The sequence below is a fragment of the Paenibacillus sp. ClWae2A genome, from assembly GCF_032452295.1.
In the GTDB taxonomy this organism is placed as follows: Bacteria; Bacillota; Bacilli; order Paenibacillales; family Paenibacillaceae; genus Paenibacillus.
In genome coordinates, this window is the sequence record NZ_JAULSQ010000001.1 from 897,653 (window position 1) to 918,538 (window position 20,886).

Consider the following 20,886-nt stretch of genomic DNA (forward strand, 5'->3'; position numbering starts at 1 on the left):
CTGATCGCCGGTCAGTGAAGCCTTCCATTTATCGTTATTTAGTGAACAGTTTCCGCTCCATATGAGTCAGAAACTCATAACCATCTGGCGTTACAACAATTGTATCCTCGATTTGGAATCCACCAGCACCGAGCTCGTAATATGGTACCTCAACACATAAAACCATACCGGGCTCCAGTATGCGCTGGTCACCCGGGGAGAGGGTTATATCGTCGTACAGTTCCAACCCGATGGCATGTCCGACATGCTGACGTCGGTAATGCGGAATCCCCTCACGCTGTACGCGAGACACAGCTGCATGGAATACTTCCGACGCCTTGACGCCAGGGCGCACGTTTTCAAGTGCCGTCTCCCATCCACTTTTGACTGCATCAAAATGTTTTTTCATCCAGGCGGTAGGCTCACCTGCAACAACCGTGCGGCCTGTATCTCCCCAGTATCCTTCCAGCTGTAAGCAAAGGTCGAAACGAACCTGATCTCCGGTCTCAATCGTATGAAAATAATTTTCGATGAGTGGCAACGCACTGCGTGGCCCTGCCCCTACCGCTGTCATTGCCGGAGTTCCACCTGCTCGCATCACAGCCAGACGATAATGATCGGCAAGTTGCTTCTCATGAACACCTGCGGCAATCAGGTCAATTAGTTCCTGCTCAATCCGTTCATTTAATTGGGCAGCCTGACGCAGTTGCTCGATTTCAAAAGGTGTCTTGACCAGACGGATTTGTCGGAACAGCTTATATGCGGGAATTACCGCTCTGTCAGGAACATCCTCCTTGATTCTCGTCAGAATATCGGGAGCGATCCGCATCTCATCGATTCCAATCGGCTGATCTTTGATCTCAAGCTGTTGTAACGCTGCCTTGAGGGCTTCTGCCGGACCTGGATGAATAATCGTCGTTTGCAGGAGAGAATAGAACAGATCAATGTCGTCAGTGGAAGGTTTGCCTTCGATCGAACCTTCTACGAAGAAATCACTGTAGGCAAATATGTCCACACCCGTGATACCAAACTGAGCCACAACACCCAACCGATTCGTCGGAATGATGATGCATGGCTTAGCAGATCTGTCGGCAGGTAGAACCGCATAAATCTGCATGGTCCAGTTGCTTGCACGCAGCTGGGACCCGATGACATAGTGAATGTTCTCCGGGGTCGTTGCAATCAGGGCGCTTAGCCCCTGTGCTTTCATCACTTCTTCCGCCCGATCCCGATTCAGACCTGAGCTATGGGATAGATGCTGTGAATTATTCATTTTGATCCAGACCTCCTTTTGTTTTCCCGCGACCAAACAAACTTTCAAGTCCTGGTACAGAGCGCAGCACTAGTTTAATTGTCATAAACAGTGCCAGCGCAAAAGCGATCAGAACAACAGACACCACGGCAATCGTTGGGTCCTGCCATTTCTCCATATACAGGAATAGCTGTATTGGCAACGTGTAGCTATCCTGACGAAGCAGCAGCAGTGCAGCCTCTACCTGATCGAAAGTGAAGACAAAAGCGATTGACCCTGACAGAAGCAGAGATAGTCGGAGTTGTGGCAGCGTAATTGTGAAAAAAATACGCATCGGCCCTGCGCCAAGGTCCGCGGCAGCTTCCCGATGAGCCGGGTGCAGATTGGCTAACGCACTGCCTACAAGAGTGAGCACGAATGGCAGCACAATGACCGCTTCACCCAAAATAAGTGCAAACAGTCCGCCTGCAATATGCATTTTCGAGAATAAAATCAGATATGCGATACCCAGCGTTATTTTCGGCATCACCATAGGAGATACAAAAAATGCCCTTAAGATGCCAGAACCCGGGAAAGGATACTGAACAATCGCTAACGCAGCAAGTGTACCCGTAATCAAAGCCAGCAGAACCGCTCCTGTGGAAGCAATGAGACTGTTCTTGAATGCATCGAGAAACTGCGTCTGTTCACTCAGATTGGCATACCATTTCAAGGTTAGACCTTCGGGCGGAAATTTGCTGGCTGAACCTGAGCCTACAGATGTCAACATAATCATGAGCAGTGGCAATAGCAAATAAATCGCTACGGCGCCCACAAAGATATAGAGTAACAGTTTGGTGCTCCTGTTCGACTTAACCATATGCCTGACCTCCCTTACGGGAACGACGGAACATCAGCATTTCTGCTCCTTTATTCACAAGCAACGAGACAACGATGGAAGACACAAGCAAGAACAGACTGGCAACCGCAGCCATCGGCCAGTTCGTGTCTAAGGTACGCTGGTATATAAATACCGGGAGTGTCATGACTCTTCCCCCACCGATCAGTTGAGGTGTGGTGAATGCGGTGAGACATAACGTGAACACAATCTGTACCCCGCTTGCAATGCCTCTTGCCGATAAAGGCAAGGTAATGGTCAGGAACGTTCGCCAGCTGCCCGCGCCCAGATCCTGAGCAGCTGCCTTTAAGGAAGCATCACTTTGGGACAATACATTCAGGATTGGAAAGACCATAAATGGCAGGAAAATATGGACAAGGGCCACGACAACACCTGTCTCGTTGTATATCATGCTGAAGCCTTCCTCGGTAAGCCCCAGCCGGATGAACAACCAGTTCATGAAGCCCTGTTTGGACAGTAAAAGTTGCCATCCGTAAGAACGTACAACCGCACTGACCAGTAGCGGAAGAAACGTGAGCAGCAGCAACAATTGCTTCATGCCAGGCTTTTTTAGACCCGCTATGCAGTAGGCCAGCGGATATGCAAGCAAAAGACTCCATAGCGTAACCTTGAAGGCAATGCGAAACGTCGTGCCAATCAGTTTCCAATAGTAAGGATCAGATAAAAAAGCACGATAGGCCCCCCAATCCCAGCCACGAATAAGCTTTCCATTCTCATACATATCAAAGCTATATCTGCCAAAGATCAGCAACCCGCCCAGATACACAATGCCCATCAGAGCTAGTGCAGGCAACAGAAGCAGCAACCGGGTTACCCATGTGCGGTTTCCAAAGGAATACAGATTCACGATTCGATCCGCGATCCGGTTCATATTCCTGCCTCCTGTACATGGTCTTGCATGGGTTCAGATAACAAGAGCGCGTCCTCTGGATCAAAGCCAATTTGTATCGGCTCACCTGGACTATAACGTGAGGCTCCCCGCTGATGCAGCACACTGGCCTGGACCAGAAAACCTTCAGCAATCTGCACGCTGTATCGAATATTTGCTCCGCCATATACCGCTTCAATCACTTGGCCATCCAACTTGTTTAGGCAATAATTTGCATCTTCTCCGAGTCGAATATACTCATTGCGGATTGATAAGGAATGTCGTGCTCCCGCTTTCGGTACGGCATTGCCATCACTGACTTTCACTAGTAATGGCTTGCCGAAGCATTCTACCCGAGTTCCATTCACATCATGTCCTAACACTTCCGTCTCAAAGAGATTGGTATCTCCAATGAACTTGGCTACGAAGCTATCTGCCGGTCTTTCATAGATTTCATCAGGGGTTGCATATTGCAGCAGCTGTCCGGCGCGCATGACGCCAATTCGGTCAGACATGTTCATGGCTTCGCTCTGATCATGCGTTACAAAGATAAACGTTCCGCCGAACTCGCGCTGGATGCGTTTCAGTTCACGCTGCATATCAAGGCGCAGCTGCATGTCCAATGCAGAGAGAGGTTCGTCAAGCAGCAGCACTTCGGGTCTGTTGATCAGTGCGCGAGCAATGGCGACGCGTTGAGCCTGCCCCCCCGACAGCTCGGATACCGCACGCCTGCCATAGTCTCCGAGCTGGACCAGATCAAGCATTTCACCTACCTGCCGTTTGATATCGGCTTTTGGTAACTTCTTCACCTTTAGCCCATAGGCAATGTTGTTGAATACGTCCATATGAGGGAACAGCGCAAGCTGCTGAAAAATCATATTGCTATTGCGTCCATAGGCCGGAATGCCGGTAACATCCCGGCCTCCCAGCATAATGGTGCCCTGATCCGGTTGCTCAAGTCCACCAAGCATGCGCAGCAGTGTGGTTTTGCCACAGCCACTCGGACCAAGCAAGGAAACGAATTCGCCCTTTTTCACTTGGAGTGTTACTTGATCAACGGCGGCTCGCTCACCATATGTCTTCGTGACTTCCCTTGTTTCAATGGATATGGTCTCTTGTCCGCTGCTCATCTCTGATTCCCTCCGATCCATTCCGGATTCAGAACAGAACCCGGAATCGTTGTGTTCGTGGCAACAATCCTTTTATTGAAGTTTTGTTTTCACGAGTCGGTCCCATAGTTCCTTCCAGGAAGAGCTGTTCTGTGCGAGCGCATCCCAGTCTGGACTAATGCCGTTACTTTGCGTTTCCACGGAGAAGGAAGGATCATCCTTGTACTTGTCTGGAACTGCAGCCGTCGTACTGGTTACTGGTGTACCCGTTGCTTCTGCATATTGTGACAGCGCCTCTGCGCTCAACAACTCGTTAATAATTTCGTTTGCAACACGTGTCTGCTCAGGTGTTGAGCCCTTCACGACCTGAAGTGTGTACGGGAAGGAGATGGCACCTTCACTCGGATACGCTACGGCAAGTGGAGAACCGCCATCAATCCATGTCTGAGCAACCTGTGCACTGAATGGGGCAATGAGCGCATCACCTGACTCCAGCAGTGCCTTCAGCTGATCATTGGATGACACCAATGTGCCAATCTGGTCACTGCGATCTGCCCAGAACTGGAAGGCTGGCTCGGGATTTTCATAGGTTGCGCCAATCTCTTGACCTTTGGTAGCAATAAGCGGTGAGATATAGGAATAGAACATGTAGTCCCAGAGCGCAGTTTTTCCTTTGAACTCCTCGTTGTCCCATAGATCGTTCCAGCTGGTAGGCGGCGTTTTCACCAAGTCTTTGTTATACACCAGGGCGAAGCTTGAAACGCCCCAGACCACACCTTTATTGTCTGGCTTGTGGAAGGACTCCGGAATATCCTTGATATTGGTCACGATGCTGGTATCCAGTGGCTCCCACATGTCATCATTCAAGCCTTTTGCCGTTGCATCTGCATTGAAGTAACCGAAGTTAACAATCGGATTGTTGGCATCAGCCTGCTTGCCAGCGACCATCTTTGGGTACATTACCGAATTGGAGGATTCCTCAAAGGTGACTTCAACGTTGGGATGTTCTTTCACATACTCGGCAACCACTTCTTTGGGAACGACATCCTGATTGGAACCAGCCCAGATAAACATCGTCAGCTTAACTTTGTCTCCGCTTGCTCCTGAAGAGTCGGTCTCTCCGGCAGTATTACTCGAGCTACCTGCTCCACCGCAGGCGGAAAGCACCAATGTACCGGCCAGTGTCAGAGAAGCGAGGCTGAGAAAGCGTTTTTTGTTGGATTTAAACATGCAAATTCCCCCATCCATGTAGTTGGTTTTATCGATAAGACAGAACTAGATAGTTTCCATACACTTGATCAATGCAACCCTATTTGCTGGCGTAACCCTTCCATAATGTCGGATATCTCCCGTGGATCTACAGATAGGGAATCCTTATACTTCTCCTCTACAACGCCCATGGTCTGACGCTTCAGGTAGTCTCTCAGTGCAAGCGGAGCATTCAGCAAGGCCTGATTCAGCGTTACCTGCATCTCATCGCTCCATATGGCTTCAAATTGCTCACGCGCCTTGCCATAGGCGAATTCCTCCTGCTGGCGTGGTCGCTTGGCTCGCATTTGTTCGGTTTCGCTCTCATTCAGCTCCAGGCCGTCAATCACAACACCGTATAACTCAAGGGCTTTCTCCGGGGATACCAGCCCACTTCTTACATCTTCAAGAACCAGACGAGATTCACGCTCATATGGATCTCCATATCCACCTCCGCCTTGTGAAAGAAACGTAACTGTTTCTCCAGGTTGAAGCAGCAACTCATCAATTCTTCCCAGATGATCCTCACTTGCACGTCCAGCATTAAGAATCGCTTCTCCATGTGAACCTACGCCGCCACCGAGTCTGCCCCAAGGCTGGAACTCCATACGCTCCATGTTTCTGGCCGTCATCACGGTATCCGGTGTTAGAATTCTGACGCACAGGTCAATCCCGCTTCCACCGCGGAAGGTACCTGCACCTGCCGAGTCAGCACGAAGACCATAATGCTCAATCAACACAGGCATCTCGGCTTCCACTGTTTCTGCAGGAATATTCCGAAGATGACCGACCGCAAAATCCATACCGTCAATCCCGTCTTTCATCGGCCTTGCTCCCGAACCCCCGCAGATCGGTTGAATCACGCCCACCTTTTTCTTGCCATCGGATGCATCTGTCATCGCCATCATAACGATGCAGGCTTGTCCAGCTCCTGCCGCGGGAACCATACTGCCCTGAGCTTTCCCCAGAGCTCCTGTGATAACGTCCATCAGTCGAATAAAGGTCGCAGCACGTGCCCCAACAGCAGCCATCGGCTCCGGGTTGAGTACGGAAGCAGGGGGCGCGTAATTTCGCACCATGCGAATCATGCCCGAATTCCACGGAATCGTTGGATCGAGCGTACGGAAATAACGAATAAGTGCGGGCACCAGCATGTAATGCCCCTGTTGGTTGTGAGTAGGAATGTTGAAGGAAGCCCTGACCTGAGGATCGGTGCCGCTAAAGTCCAGATGAATGTCAGTGCCTGCGATCGTCATTTTGCAACGCAACCGGATAGGATAACCCCCTGGTCCTTTCTCCAGATAGTCCCAGAAGTCATAGGAACCGTCCGGGATATCCTGCACGATAGCACGTGCCTTCAGCTCGGCATATTCCAGCAATTGTTCGATGCCCTGCTGGATTTTTTCCACGCCATAACGTGCAATGAGTTCCTCAAGCCGCTGCTCTCCCCGATTCAATGCAGCCATAAGCGCTTTGAGATCACCAAGATTTTGCTCCGGTATTCGACTGTTGTCCAGAAACATGCGCAGGATCTGTTCGTTCAGAACACCAGCTTCATACAGCTTGACCGGTGCGATTCGAATGCCTTCCATATGAATATCGTAGGCGCTGGGAGATACGCTCCCCGGTACCTTGCCGCCAACATCGGATGAATGAACAAAGCACATGCCGTAAGCGATGATTCGCCCTTCGTAAAAATAAGGCTTGATGAGATGAATGTCTGGAAGGTGTGTGACCATGCCTTTAGTGGAATAAGGATCATTACATATGACGAGATCCCCTTCTTTCCAGTCTTCTATGCTGTTAATGGTCGCAGCAGCAGGGATACCCAGAGACAGATTGTAACCCGTCTCCAGCGGTGACCCGAACGTTTCCCCGGATGGAGATAAGAGGTAGGTTCCAAAATCGCCCGTTTCTTTGACAAAAGCGGTGAATCCTGTGCGTAGAACAACATTTGCCATTTCTTCCACGGCAGCTTGAATTCGGTTGTTGAAAATCTCAAGAAAGACCTTGTCGCCGATCATGCTTCAACCTCCCCAATCACGTTCCCGTGTACATCCCGGTATACCTTATATCCAGGCGGGATAAAGATTGTTGTATCATATTCCTCCACAATAATGGGCCCCGGGATGGGAGCATCCACCGATGGAATCTGTCCCCTTTTCAGTACCTTGGCTGTCTGCTGTACATGGTCAAAGGTAATGATCCGTTCTTCCGCTGCACTCTCCTCGAATGGCAAATCTGCCGGATCTACCGTGTTATGGGTAGGCAAAACACCAACAATGGTCGCTCTGAGACTTACAAACATGACCTCTGCCTCTGGCTGACTAATGCCAAACACGTTTTGGTAAGACGTATGGAATTTAATCCCTGCCTTCTTGGGATCTTCAATTTCTTCCAATGTCAGCGTGACCTCTAAATCAAATGCCTGTCCTTCATAGCGCATATCCGCACTGTATAGGCAATAGATATTGTCCAGCTTAACACCACCACGGGCTTCCTCATCGACCCAGCTACGTCCCTGGTTTTCCAATTCAGTGAAAAGGGAGCTTAACTCACCAGGCTCCAGAGTCTGGGTACTTTTGTGTAACGTATGAACGAAATCATTGCGAAGATTGGCAACCGTGCAGCCCATGGCACACAGTGTTCCCGGAGATGGCGGGATCAGCACTCTGCCAATGCCTACCTCGCGTGCCATCAGAAAAGCATGCATCGGGCCGGCTCCACCATATGCGAGCAACGTAAAATCGCGGGGATCAACACCCTTGCGAGCCATGAGGGGAGAAAACTGGGCATACATATTGGCGGTTGCCACATCAAGAATGGCTTGCGCAGTCTGTTCGGCATTCAGATCAAGCTTCTGTCCCAGATTGGAAAGAGTACGCTCTGCAAGTTCGGGATACAGACGCATTTGTCCGCCAAGGAAACGGTCAGCATGCAGGATACCGAGCTGTAGATAGGCATCTGTGGTTGTTGGCTCTTCTCCCCCGCGCTGATAACATGCCGGACCGGGGTTGGCTCCCGCGCTGCCTGGTCCAACCTTGAGTACGCCTACGGAATCAAGCCAGGCAATTGAACCACCACCTGCTCCTATAGCCGTTACATCAACAGCAGGAATGATGACAGGAAAATCTCCAACCTTATTCTCAGATGAATAGGCCGGTTCTTTGTCAATGAGAGCAACATCGACGCTTGTCCCACCCATGTCAAATGTGATGACCTGATGAATACCAGCTCGTTCAGCGATATGGGTCGCGGCGATTACACCGGAAGCAGGCCCGGACAGAAGCGTACGTACCGGCTCATTAGTCGCTCTGGCAGCCGTCATAATTCCACCGTTGGACATGGTCGACAGCAAGTTGGCTTTAAGGCCATACGCCTGAATCCCTTCTTGCAGACGCAGGAAGTAAGAGCCCATTCGTTCACCTACATAAGCGTTCATGGCCGTTGCGAGTGTTCGCTCGAACTCACGCTGTTGTGGCCAGATGGCGCTGCTTCGGCAGATGAACAGTTGCGGATAACGCTCCCTGATCAGATCTTCCGCAAGCTGCTCATGAGCAGGATTCACATAAGCATGTAAAAAACTGATCGCCAAAGCAGAAACACCATCCTCCACCAGCTCATCCACGGCTTGCAGCAGTTGTTCCTGATTCAGTGGCTGGAGTATGCCCCCGCTAGCAATGACCCGTTCATCAACTTCCTTGACGCGATGTCTCGGTACCAGCGCATCGGTCTTGTCACCATAGAGATTGGTAGTGTCCTCAAGTCGCAACCGGCGGATTTCAAGAATGTCACGGAATCCTTTGGTCACCAACAGACCCGTAACTGCGCCATTTCGCTCAATCAACGTGTTGACGCCAAGCGTTGTTCCATGCACAAACAGATCAATCTCATGAATATTCACGCCACTCGCCTTCAACTGATCAAGTGCGTTAAAAATCGCCTGTTCCGGAGCTGTTGCAATCGATGGCGTCTTTAGGGCCGCAATCACCCTGCCCTGATGGTCCATCACCAGCGCATCCGTGAAAGTACCTCCGATATCTATGCCTAGACGGTAGATTGTGTCCACAAGCTCAACTCCTTTATCACCGGGTCTCATTCTGGGAATGTTATTGGTTTTGCATGGCGAAATAACGTTTGACATCATCGATCATTTGGTTAATATGATTCACCATTGCCGCTTCAGCCTGCTCCGGAGAGCCCGCTACAATAGCATCCAGAATCTGCTGATGATCCACAACTAATTCACTTCCTACTCTCCGGCGAATATACGCTGTTTCCAGAAAATCGCGGCTTGTCTCCCATACCAGTTCAACCGCATGCAGAAGAATTTGGTTTTGCGCAGCATAAGCCAGCAATCTGTGAAACTCCCGGTCCTCCTCGTATGGTATAATATTCTTGGAAAGCAATTCATGCTGGTTGTTAATCGATGCTTGCAACAGTACTATGTATTCTTTCGAGGCACGCTGTGCTGCCAGGGAAGCAATTTCTCGCTCAAGTGCCCTTCTGGCAACGAGAACATCTAGCAGAGCCTTTTCCCCGGAATGGTTCAGCATCTGAATTAACTGTGAGTTCACGCTTTGTTGCTGCAAATCTTTTTCCAACGTCTTCATTCGATCCAGACCCTGTTCGGTCAAAGTTCTTCCCTTGCGACCTTCCAGAACTGTAAAACCTTCAACATCCATCTCCATAAGTCTTCTTCCGATGGTTGCCTGACTCAGACCATACGTTTTGCCCAAAGTATGAACCAACGTACTGGCCCCGATGGGAGCGTTAGCGTCTCGAAGCTGCTTCAGCAGTTCGTATTCCAACTCCATTTCGTTTAGCTCAGGACCCACTGAATTTCACCCCTCTTAGATACTGTATTGTTATTTAATCTTCTTCATAGTTGTTACTCATTGATGATTAACGATAGTATACCTTGCAGACATCGCAAATTCAATAATTCTCATCATATTAGTACGAATTATTTTTTCCAGCTAGAATCTGCGCCTTTTTATTTCAAAATTCAAATTAAAAAAGAGCATTTCACATCCTTTAAATCCAGTGTTTAACTGGCGGATGCAAGCTGCCCTTAACGTAGCATTCTTTTAAAATCACGAATCAGCAATCAGGACTTGAGTTGTTGCAACAGCTGCACACGGTAGGCTTCACTTTCAAGGGATTGAATTTCCTTATATTCTTCAGCAGTTAACACTTTGGGTTCCCCCGCTGCCTTGGCAATCATATATACCTTCGCGCTTTCTTCCACCACCTGGGTGCGGTAATAGGCTTCACGGAGGTTTTTCCCCGTTGTGACCAATCCATGATTGACGAGAATGAGTGCCGTATGTTCTTCTACCTTTTCTGAGACTGCATCGGCAAGTTGCTTCGTTGTTGGAAGAACATATGGAACGAACCCGATATCGCCCACCAATGCAGACTGATCAGGGAACAAGTGTGGCAATTCATCGAAAACAAGACTGAGTGCGATCGTATATGCCGGATGCGTATGCACAATGGCTTGGATATCAGGATTCACACGATAACTATACAGATGCATTAATACTTCGGAAGATGGACGTGTTGATCCTGCGCTAGTTTCCCCTGTCTCGATATCAATAGCGATCCACTCGTCAGGCTCCAGGTCTTCAAGTGCATAACCACTCGGAGACAACAACATCGTTCCGCCAGAGCGAGCGCTCAGATTCCCACCGGGTCCTACCACTAACCCCTGGGCAACTGCTCTGCGGGCATATTTCGTCAACTCTTCTCTTATTTGCTGTTCAGACATGTTCCTCACCACTCCTCATACTTGTATCTTTCTAGCATTTTGCGTCAATGCTCATTGCATTGAATCTGTTCATTACCTTTTGATTCGATTCAGACTTTGGTAGCTTTCATAAGCTTCCTGCCACAGCTCTGTATCCTCAGGTTCATAGGTCTCAGGGGAAAAGGAAGCAGCCATGACCTCCCGGACCTCGGCCAAGCTACTCACTTCTCCATGTGCAAGGAATTGCAGCATGCAATTCCCGGCTGAAGTCGCCTCTGCCGGGCCTGCCACCACCGGGACACCGGCAGCATTGGCTGTAAACTGGCACAATAGTCGATTGTGCACACCGCCACCAACCATATGAATGACACGAGGTCTTGTACCTGTAATCAACTGAAGTTCATCCAGCGTCTGTCTGAATTCCAGTGCAAGACTTTCCAGAATGCAGCGCACAATCGCTCCAGTCGTTTCGGGTGCAATCTGTCCGCTGGCACGGCATTGTTGCCGTATTCGCTCAGCCATATTCCCTGGCGCCAAATACACGCCATCTCCCGGCGATACGTAACTTTGATGCGGCGTTGCCAAGGTAGCCAGTTGAATGAGTTCTTCATGTGTATAAAGTCGATTCTCCCGCTCCCATTGCCGTTTGCATTCCTGTAGCAGCCACAACCCTGAACGATTTTTCAGGGTGCGCACTTTCCCACTTACCGTCCCTTCATTGGTGAATCCCCATGCGCGACTTCGATGATCCAATACAGGTGCATCACGCTCCACCCCCATCAGAGACCAGGTACCACAGCTGATAAAAGCGAAATCTGAATCCATCGCAGGAATTGCTGCCAAGGCAGATGCGGTATCATGTGAGCCCACAGAGACTACCTGCATCGGTCCAGTCCGTAACTCCGCGCACAACTCATTCGTTAAATTGCCCAGCACGGTACCGGGCTGAACGAGCCTTGGAAATAATGTTTCCGGTATACCAAGACGCCCGATCAGACCTTCATTCCAACGCACCTCGCCTGCATGCAACAGCCCACTGGTACTTGCAATCGTATACTCACAAGCCTGCTGACCAGATAGATAATAGTGAAATAAATCCGGCATAAATAACATGCGCACATCCGGACGCAAAACTTCGGCCTGCTCTCGTACACTGCCTAGCAGTTGGAATACGGTATTGATCTGCTGCGGCAAAACGCCGGACATGGCATACAGTTCTTCTTCTTTCACAAGGTGCAGAACTTCTTCCATCCACTGCGCATTACGTGCTTCCCGATAGTGACGCGGATTCGAGCATAATCTTCCCGCCCCATCCACCAGTCCATAGTCCACTCCCCACGTATCCACAGCTATAGAACGGACCGATGGAGAGATGTCTTGCGTCCCTCTCACAATGCCTTGTTTTAATTCATGAAAAAGTCGCAAGAAATCCCAATACAATCCGTCCCCCAGCTTCACAGGTTCGTTGTTGAATCGATGCACTTCTTTTAACGAGAGTATGCTTCCATCAAAAGAACCCCGGACTACACGTCCACTCCCAGCGCCGTAATCGGCAGCAAGCACGTGTGTTGCTTGATTGCCCATTCTACCAAGCCTCCTTAACGCTACGCGATAAGCCGTATTCGAGATCTGAACACAGCCTTCAAGAGAACGCCATGTTACCTTCAATTCACAGGGAACATGGCGTTTGACAGGAATGGAACTTTATTTTAACGATACAACGGGCCAAACACACTGCAAGCACGGTAGTCTGCACTCTCTGGCTCACTTGTGCCGAACAACCCCCATGCACGCGGACGGAAAATTTCCGTTTCAGGTACATTATGCATATTTACCGGAATGCGAAGCATGGAAGCGAGTGTAATCAGATCTGCACCAATATGTCCGTATGAGATGGAGCCATGGTTCGCCCCCCATTGATTCATGACCTCGTATACGGAAGTAAACGCTCCCGATCCGGTTAGAACAGGTGCAAACCAGGTGGATGGCCAGGTTGGATCTGTCCGCTGATCCAGCGTATCATGTACATCTTCAGGCAGATCGACCGTGTAACCCTGAGCGATTTGCAGAACTGGTCCCAGTCCTTTGACCAGATTCAGACGTGTCATCGTTACAGGCATGCCACCTTTGGTCAAGAAATCCGCTGAATATCCGCCCCCGCGGAAATATTCTACGGATGCCGGTCTCCACGATGTTGCTTTTAGGCAGTTCTGAACTTCCTCATCTGTAATTTCCCAGAATGGCTTGAGTACAGGCTTACCATCTCTGGACTGTTGCCCAGTGCCATCCAAAGCTGCGGAACCGGAGTTAATCAGATGCAGGATGCCATCCTTCGCGTTTCCTTCCAACTGGTGCCCCGTCACACGCTGTACTGAATCCGTACTCCAATACGTACGTACATCAGCAAAGATCTGTGCCGTATGCGTCAGCAGCGAACCGAATAACATCGATACCCCGTTCAGGCTGTCATTCTCCGTTGCAACCAGATAAGGTGCACGTTTGCCATTCCAGTCAAAAGAAGAGTTTAATATCGACTCCAGAAAATCTCCGTTGGGAGAATGATCCGTCCATTGTCGTTGTCCCTGGAAGCCGGATACAATCGCGTGATGGCCCATCGATTCCTCTGTAAACCCAAGATCTGCCAATTTTGGATTGCCCGCCATGAGGTCACGTACAATTTGGGTCATTTTCACAACCGTTTCCCATTCGTACTCTTTGCGTTTGCGATCCGTTTGCAGATGGGCAGCGTTGTTGTCCGAACCTTCGCTACAATTCTCTTTCACCCAGGCCAGTGCGAGCTTATACTCCTCAGGATCGTAGATTTCTTCTTCGATCCGGCGAGTGAGTTCGCTCATATCCACGTATTCATTACGCATGCCCAGATACTCCTGGAAAAATGAATCGTTCACAATCGAGCCTGCAATCCCCATGGATACCGATCCAATGGACAGATACGCTTGCCCTTTCAAGGTAGCGGCTGCAAGCCCCGCACGGCTGAACCGGAGTAATTTCTCACGCACATCATCGGGAATCGTTGTATCCCCGCCGTCCTGTACATCCTCTCCATAGATCCCAAAGGCCGGAATCCCCTTCTGTGCATGGGCAGAGAGAACTGCCGCCAGATATACAGCACCCGGACGTTCAGTTCCGTTAAAACCCCAGATAGCTGTTGGAGTGGATGGTGACATATCCATCGTTTCCGTACCATAACACCAGCATGGTGTCACGGTGATCGTTACGCCCACGTTGGAACGGCTGAATAGTTCTGATGCTGCGGCCGCTTCGGCCACTCCGCCAATACAGGTCTCGGCAACAACACACTCTACTGCGGAGCCGTCAGGATAACGTAGTTCGGCTGCAAGCAGTTCGGCAACAGACGTCGCCATCCGCATCGTTTGCTCTTCCAGTGACTCCCGAACCCCTTTGCGTCTTCCATCAATCGTCGGACGAATACCAATCTTGGGGAAAGCCTGTTTATAACGATAATCCTGATGTGTCATACTGGAATGTCCTCCTTCAATTCGTTTCATAGAATTTGGGTTGAATTGAGAAACCTTCTGTCTGATCCATATGCACTTGATTAGAATGAGATAATGACGGAGATACAACCGATACCCGGGTGGTACGCAAGAACGGCATACACAGATTATCAAGAGCCTTACTTGAGTTTGAATACGTTTACATATTTAAAAAAATACCAATAAACCATTTCATTAATCAGCTATGTATGTAGTTCCTCTATACAAGAAAATGGAACGTGCATGAGCGAATTTAACAAAATGGTTTATGTAGTAAAGACGTTCAGAACCCTTTAGGGTTATCGGTAACCCTAACATAGCATGAGCCTATCTTGCTGTCAATTGGCATTATCCTATAGAATGGTAAGACTATGTTGCGGAAAGGTTAGATTCTAATGATTACCATTTACGATATTGCCAAAAAAGCCAACGTCTCCGCCATGACGGTCTCCAAGGTCATTAATCATACAGGCCGTATAAGTTCCGCGACACGTGAACGTGTGCAACAGGTGATCGACGAACTGGGTTACATCCCAAACTCCAATGCACGCAGCCTTGTGCTTCAACGAACTCAGATGCTCTCCCTGCTTATTACGGATATTACCAACCCTTTTTATACAACACTGGCCCGTGGTGCTGAAGATGCAGCCCATCTACGTGGATACCGTCTTTTATTTGGCAATAGTGACGAGGATTACAATAAGGAAAAGGATTACGTAGACGCGATTTTGTCCACTCGCGTGGATGGTGTACTCTATGCTCCGGCGGGAGATCGTTCTCTCCCTCATCTGAAACAGCTGCAGGAACGTCACATTCCGTTTGTCTTTCTGGACCGCACCGTACCTGGCATTACGTCAGATATGATTGCCGGAGATAGCCGGGAAGGCGCGATTGCTCTGATCCGATATCTGGTGCAATTGGGTCACAGGCGCATTGCACTCGTCAATGGTTCTTCGGAGGTTTCTACCGCCAGACTGCGGGAGGAAGGTTATATAGCGGGTTTACGAGAGGCCGGAGCTGATATCGATCCCGAGCTTGTGCTTCGAACCGGGTACCGGGATTTCAGCGATGAAGAAGGACTGGATCAACTACTCTCTCAACCGGATCAACCAACAGCCATTTTTGCCGCCAACAACATGCTGGCGATTGGGGTCATTCGGCTTTTGCGCAAACGAGGACTACATGTACCAGAAGACATTTCTGTTGTGTGTTTCGACGATCTGGATCTGGCTTCTGCTTTTGATCCTTTCCTGACTGTAGCTGCACAGCCAGCATATGACTTTGGGTTTCAAGGCGTACAGATGCTGATTGACCGAATTGAGGGAAAAGCCCCTTCCGAAGCCCAAACCGTCATTCTACCGTCAGAACTGCGTATACGGGCTTCAACCACTACCCCACGTGAGCAAAAATAGAGTTAAGCACGTGAGTTGACTAAATATGTGGATCAAAAATTATTTACACTGACACTACGATAACAGAACAACCTTCCAATCGCTGTTATCCCCAGATTTTCCCATTCCCTTTTAAAGGGGAAATCCGGAGATAGCGTAGCTTCCGATGTAGCTTTCTTGCAGAAAGCTTGTAGGCGAACGCTTCGCTTTTTCAGTTTTTTTCTGTCATCTCCGTTATCGTGTAAATGATTAGTCCCACTTATCTAAATTAGGTTCAATTCAGATTTAAAAAATGTAAAACATGAACAGGGTGCACCGGAGATTACGCTCTGGTTGCACCCTGTTTGAAGTTCATTCGTTAAAATTATCCGTCGTTCTAGCCATTTGGTTCGTCTGTTTCATTCAGGTCCGTCGAATTCATTTTGGTTCCATCCGAGCCGATATTCTACCGCTCCGACTGTAATGCAAGAGCGACCTCACGAACGAGTCCCGGGAACCAGTCCATCAAAGGTTCGAACGTATACCCCGCTTGTTCAGCTTTGGTCGTCTCCATCGTCCATGATTGCTCAATTCCGAAGGGTGACATGTCCTCTTTCACCGTTTCCGTGAGGATCTGGGACTGCATGCCCGTGACCGTCTCGATCAGATGTATCATGGCTGACAGCGTAATCGCACCCTTGGAAGCTGCATTCACCGGACCGGTAATGGACGAATGTCCAAGCCAAGCGAGAAATCTTGCCGCTTCGGTGGAATTGATAAATCCAATCTCTGCATCCGGTTTCGGCATGCCGATCGGTTTTCCTTTTTGCACATGTTCAATATGAAAATGAAGTCTTCTCGTATAATCATCAATCCCGAGTACAATGGGAATGCGCATCGCCACAACCGGGAAATCCGCTTCCTGGAAAAATACAGCCTCAGCAAGCCGTTTGCCTTCGCCATAGGAAAAATCCTCCGCACTCCCATACTGTAATGGATATGTATACGGGTCAAAATCCGTTTCCTTAAATCCAGGTCTGGGATCCCCGTACACCGAGAGTGTGGATGTCAGAACGTATCTTTTGGTTCGTCCTGCAAAAGCTTCACATGCCGCTTTCGCCGCATCAGGTGAATAACAGATGTTGTCGTACACAACATCCCACATGTCTGTCTGCGCAACCTCTGCCAGAGATTCCGGGTCTTCACGATCCATCTTGATTCGGTTAACTTCGGATCCAAAGTCGACATCCGTTTTACCACGAGTTGCGACTGTGATCTGAGACTTCCCTTCCCACAGCAAGTGATCCACCAGACGTTTGCCGAAAAAACGTGTACCCCCAAGTATAAGTACTTTATTCATCCAAAAAACCTCCTATCTTGCTCAATTATGTTTAACAATTCGAAGCATGGTGTGAGCATTCCGTTGAAACTCATATGAAGTTGGTTCTTCGGATACCGTGCACCCACGCTCTTCGAGTATTAATTTTAACTCATCCATGTGCTTGTAACGTTCGCCAGACAGATCAACTGTTGGAAAAATGCGAACCTCTCGTTTGGTCACACGCAGCAGTTCCATCACGGTTGTAACATGAAAATCAACATCCAATCGATCCGCATACGTAAACAGGAAATGGGCGGATAACGTCAGATCGAATTGTTGATCCGCAAAGGGTAGATCCGGGAGCACAGACGCTACATAACGGTCAGGAAACATTCTCATATCTGCGATGCAATCTGTGATGGCACGAGTTCGCTCTTCCTTTAACCCCTGGATTGATGCAAATTGATCCCATACATATATTCCTTGCACCGGTTCCATCTGTTTCATCGTATGCTCAATGTCCTGAAATCCCTTTGCTTCAAGCTCGTCGATCTCGTATTTGTAGGCAATATCCACGGCCACGGGATCAGCACCCAACTTGCGCGCCTGGCTACTGAACGAACACGCTCCACCTGGACAATCCAGAATTGACTTGCCCGTAATCTCCTCTACCGTTAAGTTGAACATCTTCATATATTCCTCGAAGGTTCTTCCGATGAAAACAATCTGTGACAGTTCCAAACCACCAGAGTCATTGGAACGGTTATCTTCTCTGCTGTTCTTCAGCTCATCTCTATTGTTGCGCTGCTCATCTCTGCTCATCTCGTCTCAGCTTCCTTTCCTGTTCTTGAATCAATCGTTAGGGAACACAAGCCCAATCTGCTTTCGAATCTGATCCATGACCTGCATCGTAACATAAGAGCGTTCATACGTGTTCATGTCGGATTCCTTTTTGCCTTCCTGAACCAGATTCACGAACTCCTCCACTTCATAATACATCGCCGGATGGTTTTGTTCGACTGTGAGCTGCTCCACCATACCGTCATTGTATCGTATCTCTGCATGTTCCGGTGAACCAATCTTATCAATGATGATGCTGCCCAGTTCTCCCATGATTTCGCTTGGTACATGAGAGTTGGAGATTTTGGAGTATGTAACAACCGCATCCATCCCATCATAGCCCAGCAGCACACTGCCTTGTCCATCCACGCCAGATTCCAGCATCATCGCTTGGGACTGAACCCGGTTAGGTGCACCGAACAACGTAATCAATGGGTAGAGACAATACACACCGAGATCCATTAACGCCCCATTAGCGAGTTCAGGCTTGAACGCGTTCAGGACAATTCCCTCTTTGTACTTGTCGTAACGCGAAGAATACTGAGAGTATCCTGCTACGTATTTGCGGACAGGACCGATTTTATGCAGGTTAGACTGCACCATTTTGAACTGGGGAACAAGGGTAGATTTCATCGCTTCCATGAGCAGAACCTCGTGTTCTCGTGCTGTATCGATCATACTCCGAACTTCGGCGCTATTCGCAGCGAGAGGTTTCTCACACAATACATGTTTACCGTTTCTCAGAAAAAGCTCAGCCTGCTCCGCATGAACCGTATTTGGTGTTGCAATGTAGACTGCATCAATCACATCACTTGCCGCCAACTTTTCCAGATCGGTGAATCGGTGTTCCACATCATATTTATCTGCAAATGCATTAGCTTTATCTTCAGTTCTTGAATACACGGCGGTTAATTTGAACCCTTCAACCTGTACTGCGGCTTCAAGAAGCCTTTCTGTAATCCAGTTGGTACCCACTACTCCAAAACGAACCATGCTTACCTACCTCTTTCATCTATAAATTTCATTTGAGTTCAAAACCTTTATACCATCTTGTATATTGTAGCTCATATTTCGTTCAGATTGAAGGAAGGAGCCCTATCCCCAAATATTGATATCTTGCTTTTTAAGTTGAAACTTCGTCAATCCCTTGGAATCAGGGGTATAATTAGAGATGAGGTGATCACCGTGGAAAGTCCAGATCAAGATCGCATACTGCCCAAATCTATAGATGAAAAATACTGGCACGCCATCATCCACAACGATAATTCTTATGATGGAACGTTCTTTTACGGCGTGCAGACAACGGGTATCTTTTGCCGACCTTCCTGTAAGTCCAGAGCACCCAAAGCTGAAAATGTGCTGATATTTCAACATGTTGAAGAAGCATTGGCACGAAAGTTCAGACCCTGCAAACGTTGTAAACCTACAGGCGAGCGGGTACCTGATCAGGAGTGGATATACGGGATTACGGATTACATCGAACATCATTACGCCGAACCTCTAACCTTGGATGTCCTTGCCACTGTAAGTCATGGCAGTCCTTATCATCTGCATCGTGTGTTCAAGCGGATTACAGGCCGCACACCGGTTCAATATATTCAGGATAAACGAATTACTGAAGCCCGGAAGTTGCTTGAACATACCGGACTTACCGTCACCGATATTGGCCGCCATGTCGGTATACCTAACTCAGCTTATTTCATTACTGTATTTCGCAAACACACAGGTCTCACACCTGCACACTACCGCGAAAGGCATGAGAACTTATGAAGACAAATCTTACTTACAAAGTACCCAAAACGTTACTCAACAAGGGGACAGGGTTCCTTAATGGATATACACATACACTGAATCCTTATACAGGATGCGCCTTCGGTTGTTCTTATTGTTATGTCAGACAGATGCCTGTCTCCCTATTTCGTAAAGAGGATTGGGGGAGCTGGGTGGATGTAAAACAAGAGGCCTCCCGAGTGTTCGCCAAAGAGTTGCAGCGTGCCCTGACCAAAGGGAAAGTCACTCTGTTCATGTCATCCAGTACCGATCCGTATCAACCCGCCGAATACAAGGAGTGTATCACGCGTTCATTGCTTGAAACGATGGTACAGCATCCTCCAGATTTCGTATTAGTCCAGACCCGCAGTCCACTCGTTACCCGGGATATAGATCTGCTACAGCAGTTAGGTGACCGGGTTCGGGTCAGCATGACGGTAGAGACGGATCTGGACGATATGCGCAAGCATTTCAGTCCTTCCGCTCCCCCAATTGCAGGCCGATTACGTGCACTGGAACAGTTGCGGGATGCCGGAATACCCACGCAGGTTGCGATTGCTCCCGTATTACCCAGCAGTGAACAGTTTGCAGCCATCTTGAGACCTCTGGTTCAGCGTGTATGCATTGACGATTATTTCATGGGTGATGGCAGTGAGGGCAAGCGCACCCGCCGACTCGGTATGGAGTCGCTCTATCAGCAAGTGGGGATGGAGCATTGGTATCATCCAGATGCGTATCGGACTGTGGTTCAGCGGATGAAAGACTATTTTGCCGAAGATGAGATCTGGATCAGTCAGGCGGGATTTGAGCCATAAATGGCTATATAAGTTGGACTAAAGAATATTTACACTGGACACTCCAATGACAGAACAACCTTCCGATCGCTGTTATTCCCAGATTTTTTTGATTTAATAAAAAACAGCCCCTTTCCTTGTTCAAAGGAAAAGGGGCTATTTATCGT

17 protein-coding genes are annotated in these 20,886 nt (G+C 48.8%); 3 read left to right on the forward strand and 14 right to left on the reverse strand.

Features of this window, described 5'->3' with window-relative positions; genetic code table 11:
• Positions 1 to 34: 34 nt before the first annotated feature.
• The 11 genes from QVE09_RS03670 to QVE09_RS03720 form a co-directional block, all read right to left on the reverse strand.
• Positions 35 to 1,252 carry a M24 family metallopeptidase gene (locus QVE09_RS03670; protein ID WP_315935723.1) on the reverse strand — a complete coding sequence of 406 codons (1,218 nt, stop codon included), beginning with the start codon at positions 1,250 to 1,252 and terminating at the stop codon, positions 35 to 37.
• Positions 1,245 to 2,090: an ABC transporter permease gene (locus QVE09_RS03675; protein WP_315935724.1), complete on the reverse strand. Its 846-nt coding sequence runs from the start codon at positions 2,088 to 2,090 to the stop codon at positions 1,245 to 1,247. Before QVE09_RS03675 ends, QVE09_RS03670 begins: the two co-directional genes overlap by 8 nt.
• Positions 2,083 to 3,000 carry an ABC transporter permease gene (locus tag QVE09_RS03680; protein ID WP_315935725.1) on the reverse strand — a complete coding sequence of 306 codons (918 nt, stop codon included), beginning with the start codon at positions 2,998 to 3,000 and terminating at the stop codon, positions 2,083 to 2,085. The genes QVE09_RS03675 and QVE09_RS03680 overlap by 8 nt, the downstream gene beginning before the upstream one ends.
• Entirely contained in the window at positions 2,997 to 4,127 is a 1,131-nt protein-coding gene (locus QVE09_RS03685; RefSeq protein ID WP_315935726.1) for an ABC transporter ATP-binding protein, read from the reverse strand. The genes QVE09_RS03680 and QVE09_RS03685 overlap by 4 nt, the downstream gene beginning before the upstream one ends.
• A 72-nt stretch (positions 4,128 to 4,199) precedes the next feature.
• On the reverse strand, positions 4,200 to 5,336 hold the full coding sequence (locus QVE09_RS03690) for an ABC transporter substrate-binding protein (RefSeq protein ID WP_315935727.1): 1,137 nt from the start codon (positions 5,334 to 5,336) through the stop codon (positions 4,200 to 4,202).
• Between the two features lie 68 nt (positions 5,337 to 5,404).
• On the reverse strand, positions 5,405 to 7,378 hold the full coding sequence (locus QVE09_RS03695) for a hydantoinase B/oxoprolinase family protein (RefSeq protein WP_315935728.1): 1,974 nt from the start codon (positions 7,376 to 7,378) through the stop codon (positions 5,405 to 5,407).
• Positions 7,375 to 9,423 carry a hydantoinase/oxoprolinase family protein gene (locus tag QVE09_RS03700; protein WP_315935729.1) on the reverse strand — a complete coding sequence of 683 codons (2,049 nt, stop codon included), beginning with the start codon at positions 9,421 to 9,423 and terminating at the stop codon, positions 7,375 to 7,377. The genes QVE09_RS03695 and QVE09_RS03700 overlap by 4 nt, the downstream gene beginning before the upstream one ends.
• Before the next feature lie 40 nt (positions 9,424 to 9,463).
• On the reverse strand, positions 9,464 to 10,192 hold the full coding sequence (locus QVE09_RS03705) for an FCD domain-containing protein (protein ID WP_235193939.1): 729 nt from the start codon (positions 10,190 to 10,192) through the stop codon (positions 9,464 to 9,466).
• Between the two features lie 272 nt (positions 10,193 to 10,464).
• Positions 10,465 to 11,127 carry a class II aldolase/adducin family protein gene (locus QVE09_RS03710; protein ID WP_315935730.1) on the reverse strand — a complete coding sequence of 221 codons (663 nt, stop codon included), beginning with the start codon at positions 11,125 to 11,127 and terminating at the stop codon, positions 10,465 to 10,467.
• A 72-nt stretch (positions 11,128 to 11,199) separates the two neighbouring features.
• Positions 11,200 to 12,690 carry a rhamnulokinase gene (locus QVE09_RS03715; protein WP_315935731.1) on the reverse strand — a complete coding sequence of 497 codons (1,491 nt, stop codon included), beginning with the start codon at positions 12,688 to 12,690 and terminating at the stop codon, positions 11,200 to 11,202.
• Between the two features lie 125 nt (positions 12,691 to 12,815).
• Positions 12,816 to 14,606 (reverse strand): L-fucose isomerase, encoded by a 1,791-nt coding sequence (locus QVE09_RS03720; protein ID WP_315935732.1) that lies wholly within the window; start codon positions 14,604 to 14,606, stop codon positions 12,816 to 12,818.
• Positions 14,607 to 15,019: 413 nt separating this feature from the next.
• On the opposite strand from QVE09_RS03720, the gene QVE09_RS03725 reads away from it, so the two are divergent.
• Positions 15,020 to 16,036 (forward strand): LacI family DNA-binding transcriptional regulator, encoded by a 1,017-nt coding sequence (locus QVE09_RS03725; protein WP_315935733.1) that lies wholly within the window; start codon positions 15,020 to 15,022, stop codon positions 16,034 to 16,036.
• Positions 16,037 to 16,460: 424 nt separating this feature from the next.
• On the opposite strand, the gene QVE09_RS03730 is transcribed toward QVE09_RS03725, so the two are convergent.
• The 3 genes from QVE09_RS03730 to QVE09_RS03740 are packed head-to-tail and all read right to left on the reverse strand — an operon-like array spanning position 16,461 to position 19,148.
• A complete protein-coding gene (locus QVE09_RS03730; protein WP_315935734.1) occupies positions 16,461 to 17,354 on the reverse strand; it encodes an NAD-dependent epimerase/dehydratase family protein in 894 nt (297 codons plus the stop codon).
• 21 nt (positions 17,355 to 17,375) lie between these two features.
• Positions 17,376 to 18,137: an SAM-dependent methyltransferase gene (locus QVE09_RS03735; RefSeq protein ID WP_315935735.1), complete on the reverse strand. Its 762-nt coding sequence runs from the start codon at positions 18,135 to 18,137 to the stop codon at positions 17,376 to 17,378.
• A 30-nt stretch (positions 18,138 to 18,167) separates the two neighbouring features.
• Positions 18,168 to 19,148, reverse strand: coding sequence for a Gfo/Idh/MocA family protein (locus QVE09_RS03740; protein ID WP_315935736.1), 981 nt, complete (start codon positions 19,146 to 19,148; stop codon positions 18,168 to 18,170).
• A 192-nt stretch (positions 19,149 to 19,340) separates the two neighbouring features.
• Between QVE09_RS03740 and QVE09_RS03745 the strand changes: the two genes are divergently transcribed.
• Both QVE09_RS03745 and QVE09_RS03750 read left to right on the forward strand, forming a co-directional pair.
• Positions 19,341 to 19,925 carry a bifunctional transcriptional activator/DNA repair enzyme AdaA gene (locus tag QVE09_RS03745; protein WP_315935737.1) on the forward strand — a complete coding sequence of 195 codons (585 nt, stop codon included), beginning with the start codon at positions 19,341 to 19,343 and terminating at the stop codon, positions 19,923 to 19,925.
• Complete coding sequence (locus QVE09_RS03750) at positions 19,922 to 20,740, forward strand: SPL family radical SAM protein (RefSeq protein ID WP_315935738.1); 819 nt, start codon at positions 19,922 to 19,924, stop codon at positions 20,738 to 20,740. Before QVE09_RS03745 ends, QVE09_RS03750 begins: the two co-directional genes overlap by 4 nt.
• Positions 20,741 to 20,886 lie beyond the last annotated feature (146 nt).

Bases quoted from the DNA above. Each gene is read 5' to 3' on its own strand.
- QVE09_RS03695 (WP_315935728.1), bottom strand. From the start codon at position 7,378: ATGATCGGCGACAAGGTCTTTCTTGAGATTTTCAACAACCGAATTCAA.
- QVE09_RS03685 (WP_315935726.1), bottom strand. From the start codon at position 4,127: ATGAGCAGCGGACAAGAGACCATATCCATTGAAACAAGGGAAGTCACG.
- QVE09_RS03670 (WP_315935723.1), bottom strand. From the start codon at position 1,252: ATGAATAATTCACAGCATCTATCCCATAGCTCAGGTCTGAATCGGGAT.
- QVE09_RS03675 (WP_315935724.1), bottom strand. From the start codon at position 2,090: ATGGTTAAGTCGAACAGGAGCACCAAACTGTTACTCTATATCTTTGTG.
- QVE09_RS03680 (WP_315935725.1), bottom strand. From the start codon at position 3,000: ATGAACCGGATCGCGGATCGAATCGTGAATCTGTATTCCTTTGGAAAC.
- QVE09_RS03730 (WP_315935734.1), bottom strand. From the start codon at position 17,354: ATGAATAAAGTACTTATACTTGGGGGTACACGTTTTTTCGGCAAACGT.
- QVE09_RS03710 (WP_315935730.1), bottom strand. From the start codon at position 11,127: ATGTCTGAACAGCAAATAAGAGAAGAGTTGACGAAATATGCCCGCAGA.
- QVE09_RS03720 (WP_315935732.1), bottom strand. From the start codon at position 14,606: ATGACACATCAGGATTATCGTTATAAACAGGCTTTCCCCAAGATTGGT.
- QVE09_RS03725 (WP_315935733.1), top strand. From the start codon at position 15,020: ATGATTACCATTTACGATATTGCCAAAAAAGCCAACGTCTCCGCCATG.
- QVE09_RS03715 (WP_315935731.1), bottom strand. From the start codon at position 12,690: ATGGGCAATCAAGCAACACACGTGCTTGCTGCCGATTACGGCGCTGGG.
- QVE09_RS03750 (WP_315935738.1), top strand. From the start codon at position 19,922: ATGAAGACAAATCTTACTTACAAAGTACCCAAAACGTTACTCAACAAG.
- QVE09_RS03740 (WP_315935736.1), bottom strand. From the start codon at position 19,148: ATGGTTCGTTTTGGAGTAGTGGGTACCAACTGGATTACAGAAAGGCTT.
- QVE09_RS03735 (WP_315935735.1), bottom strand. From the start codon at position 18,137: ATGAGCAGAGATGAGCAGCGCAACAATAGAGATGAGCTGAAGAACAGC.
- QVE09_RS03690 (WP_315935727.1), bottom strand. From the start codon at position 5,336: ATGTTTAAATCCAACAAAAAACGCTTTCTCAGCCTCGCTTCTCTGACA.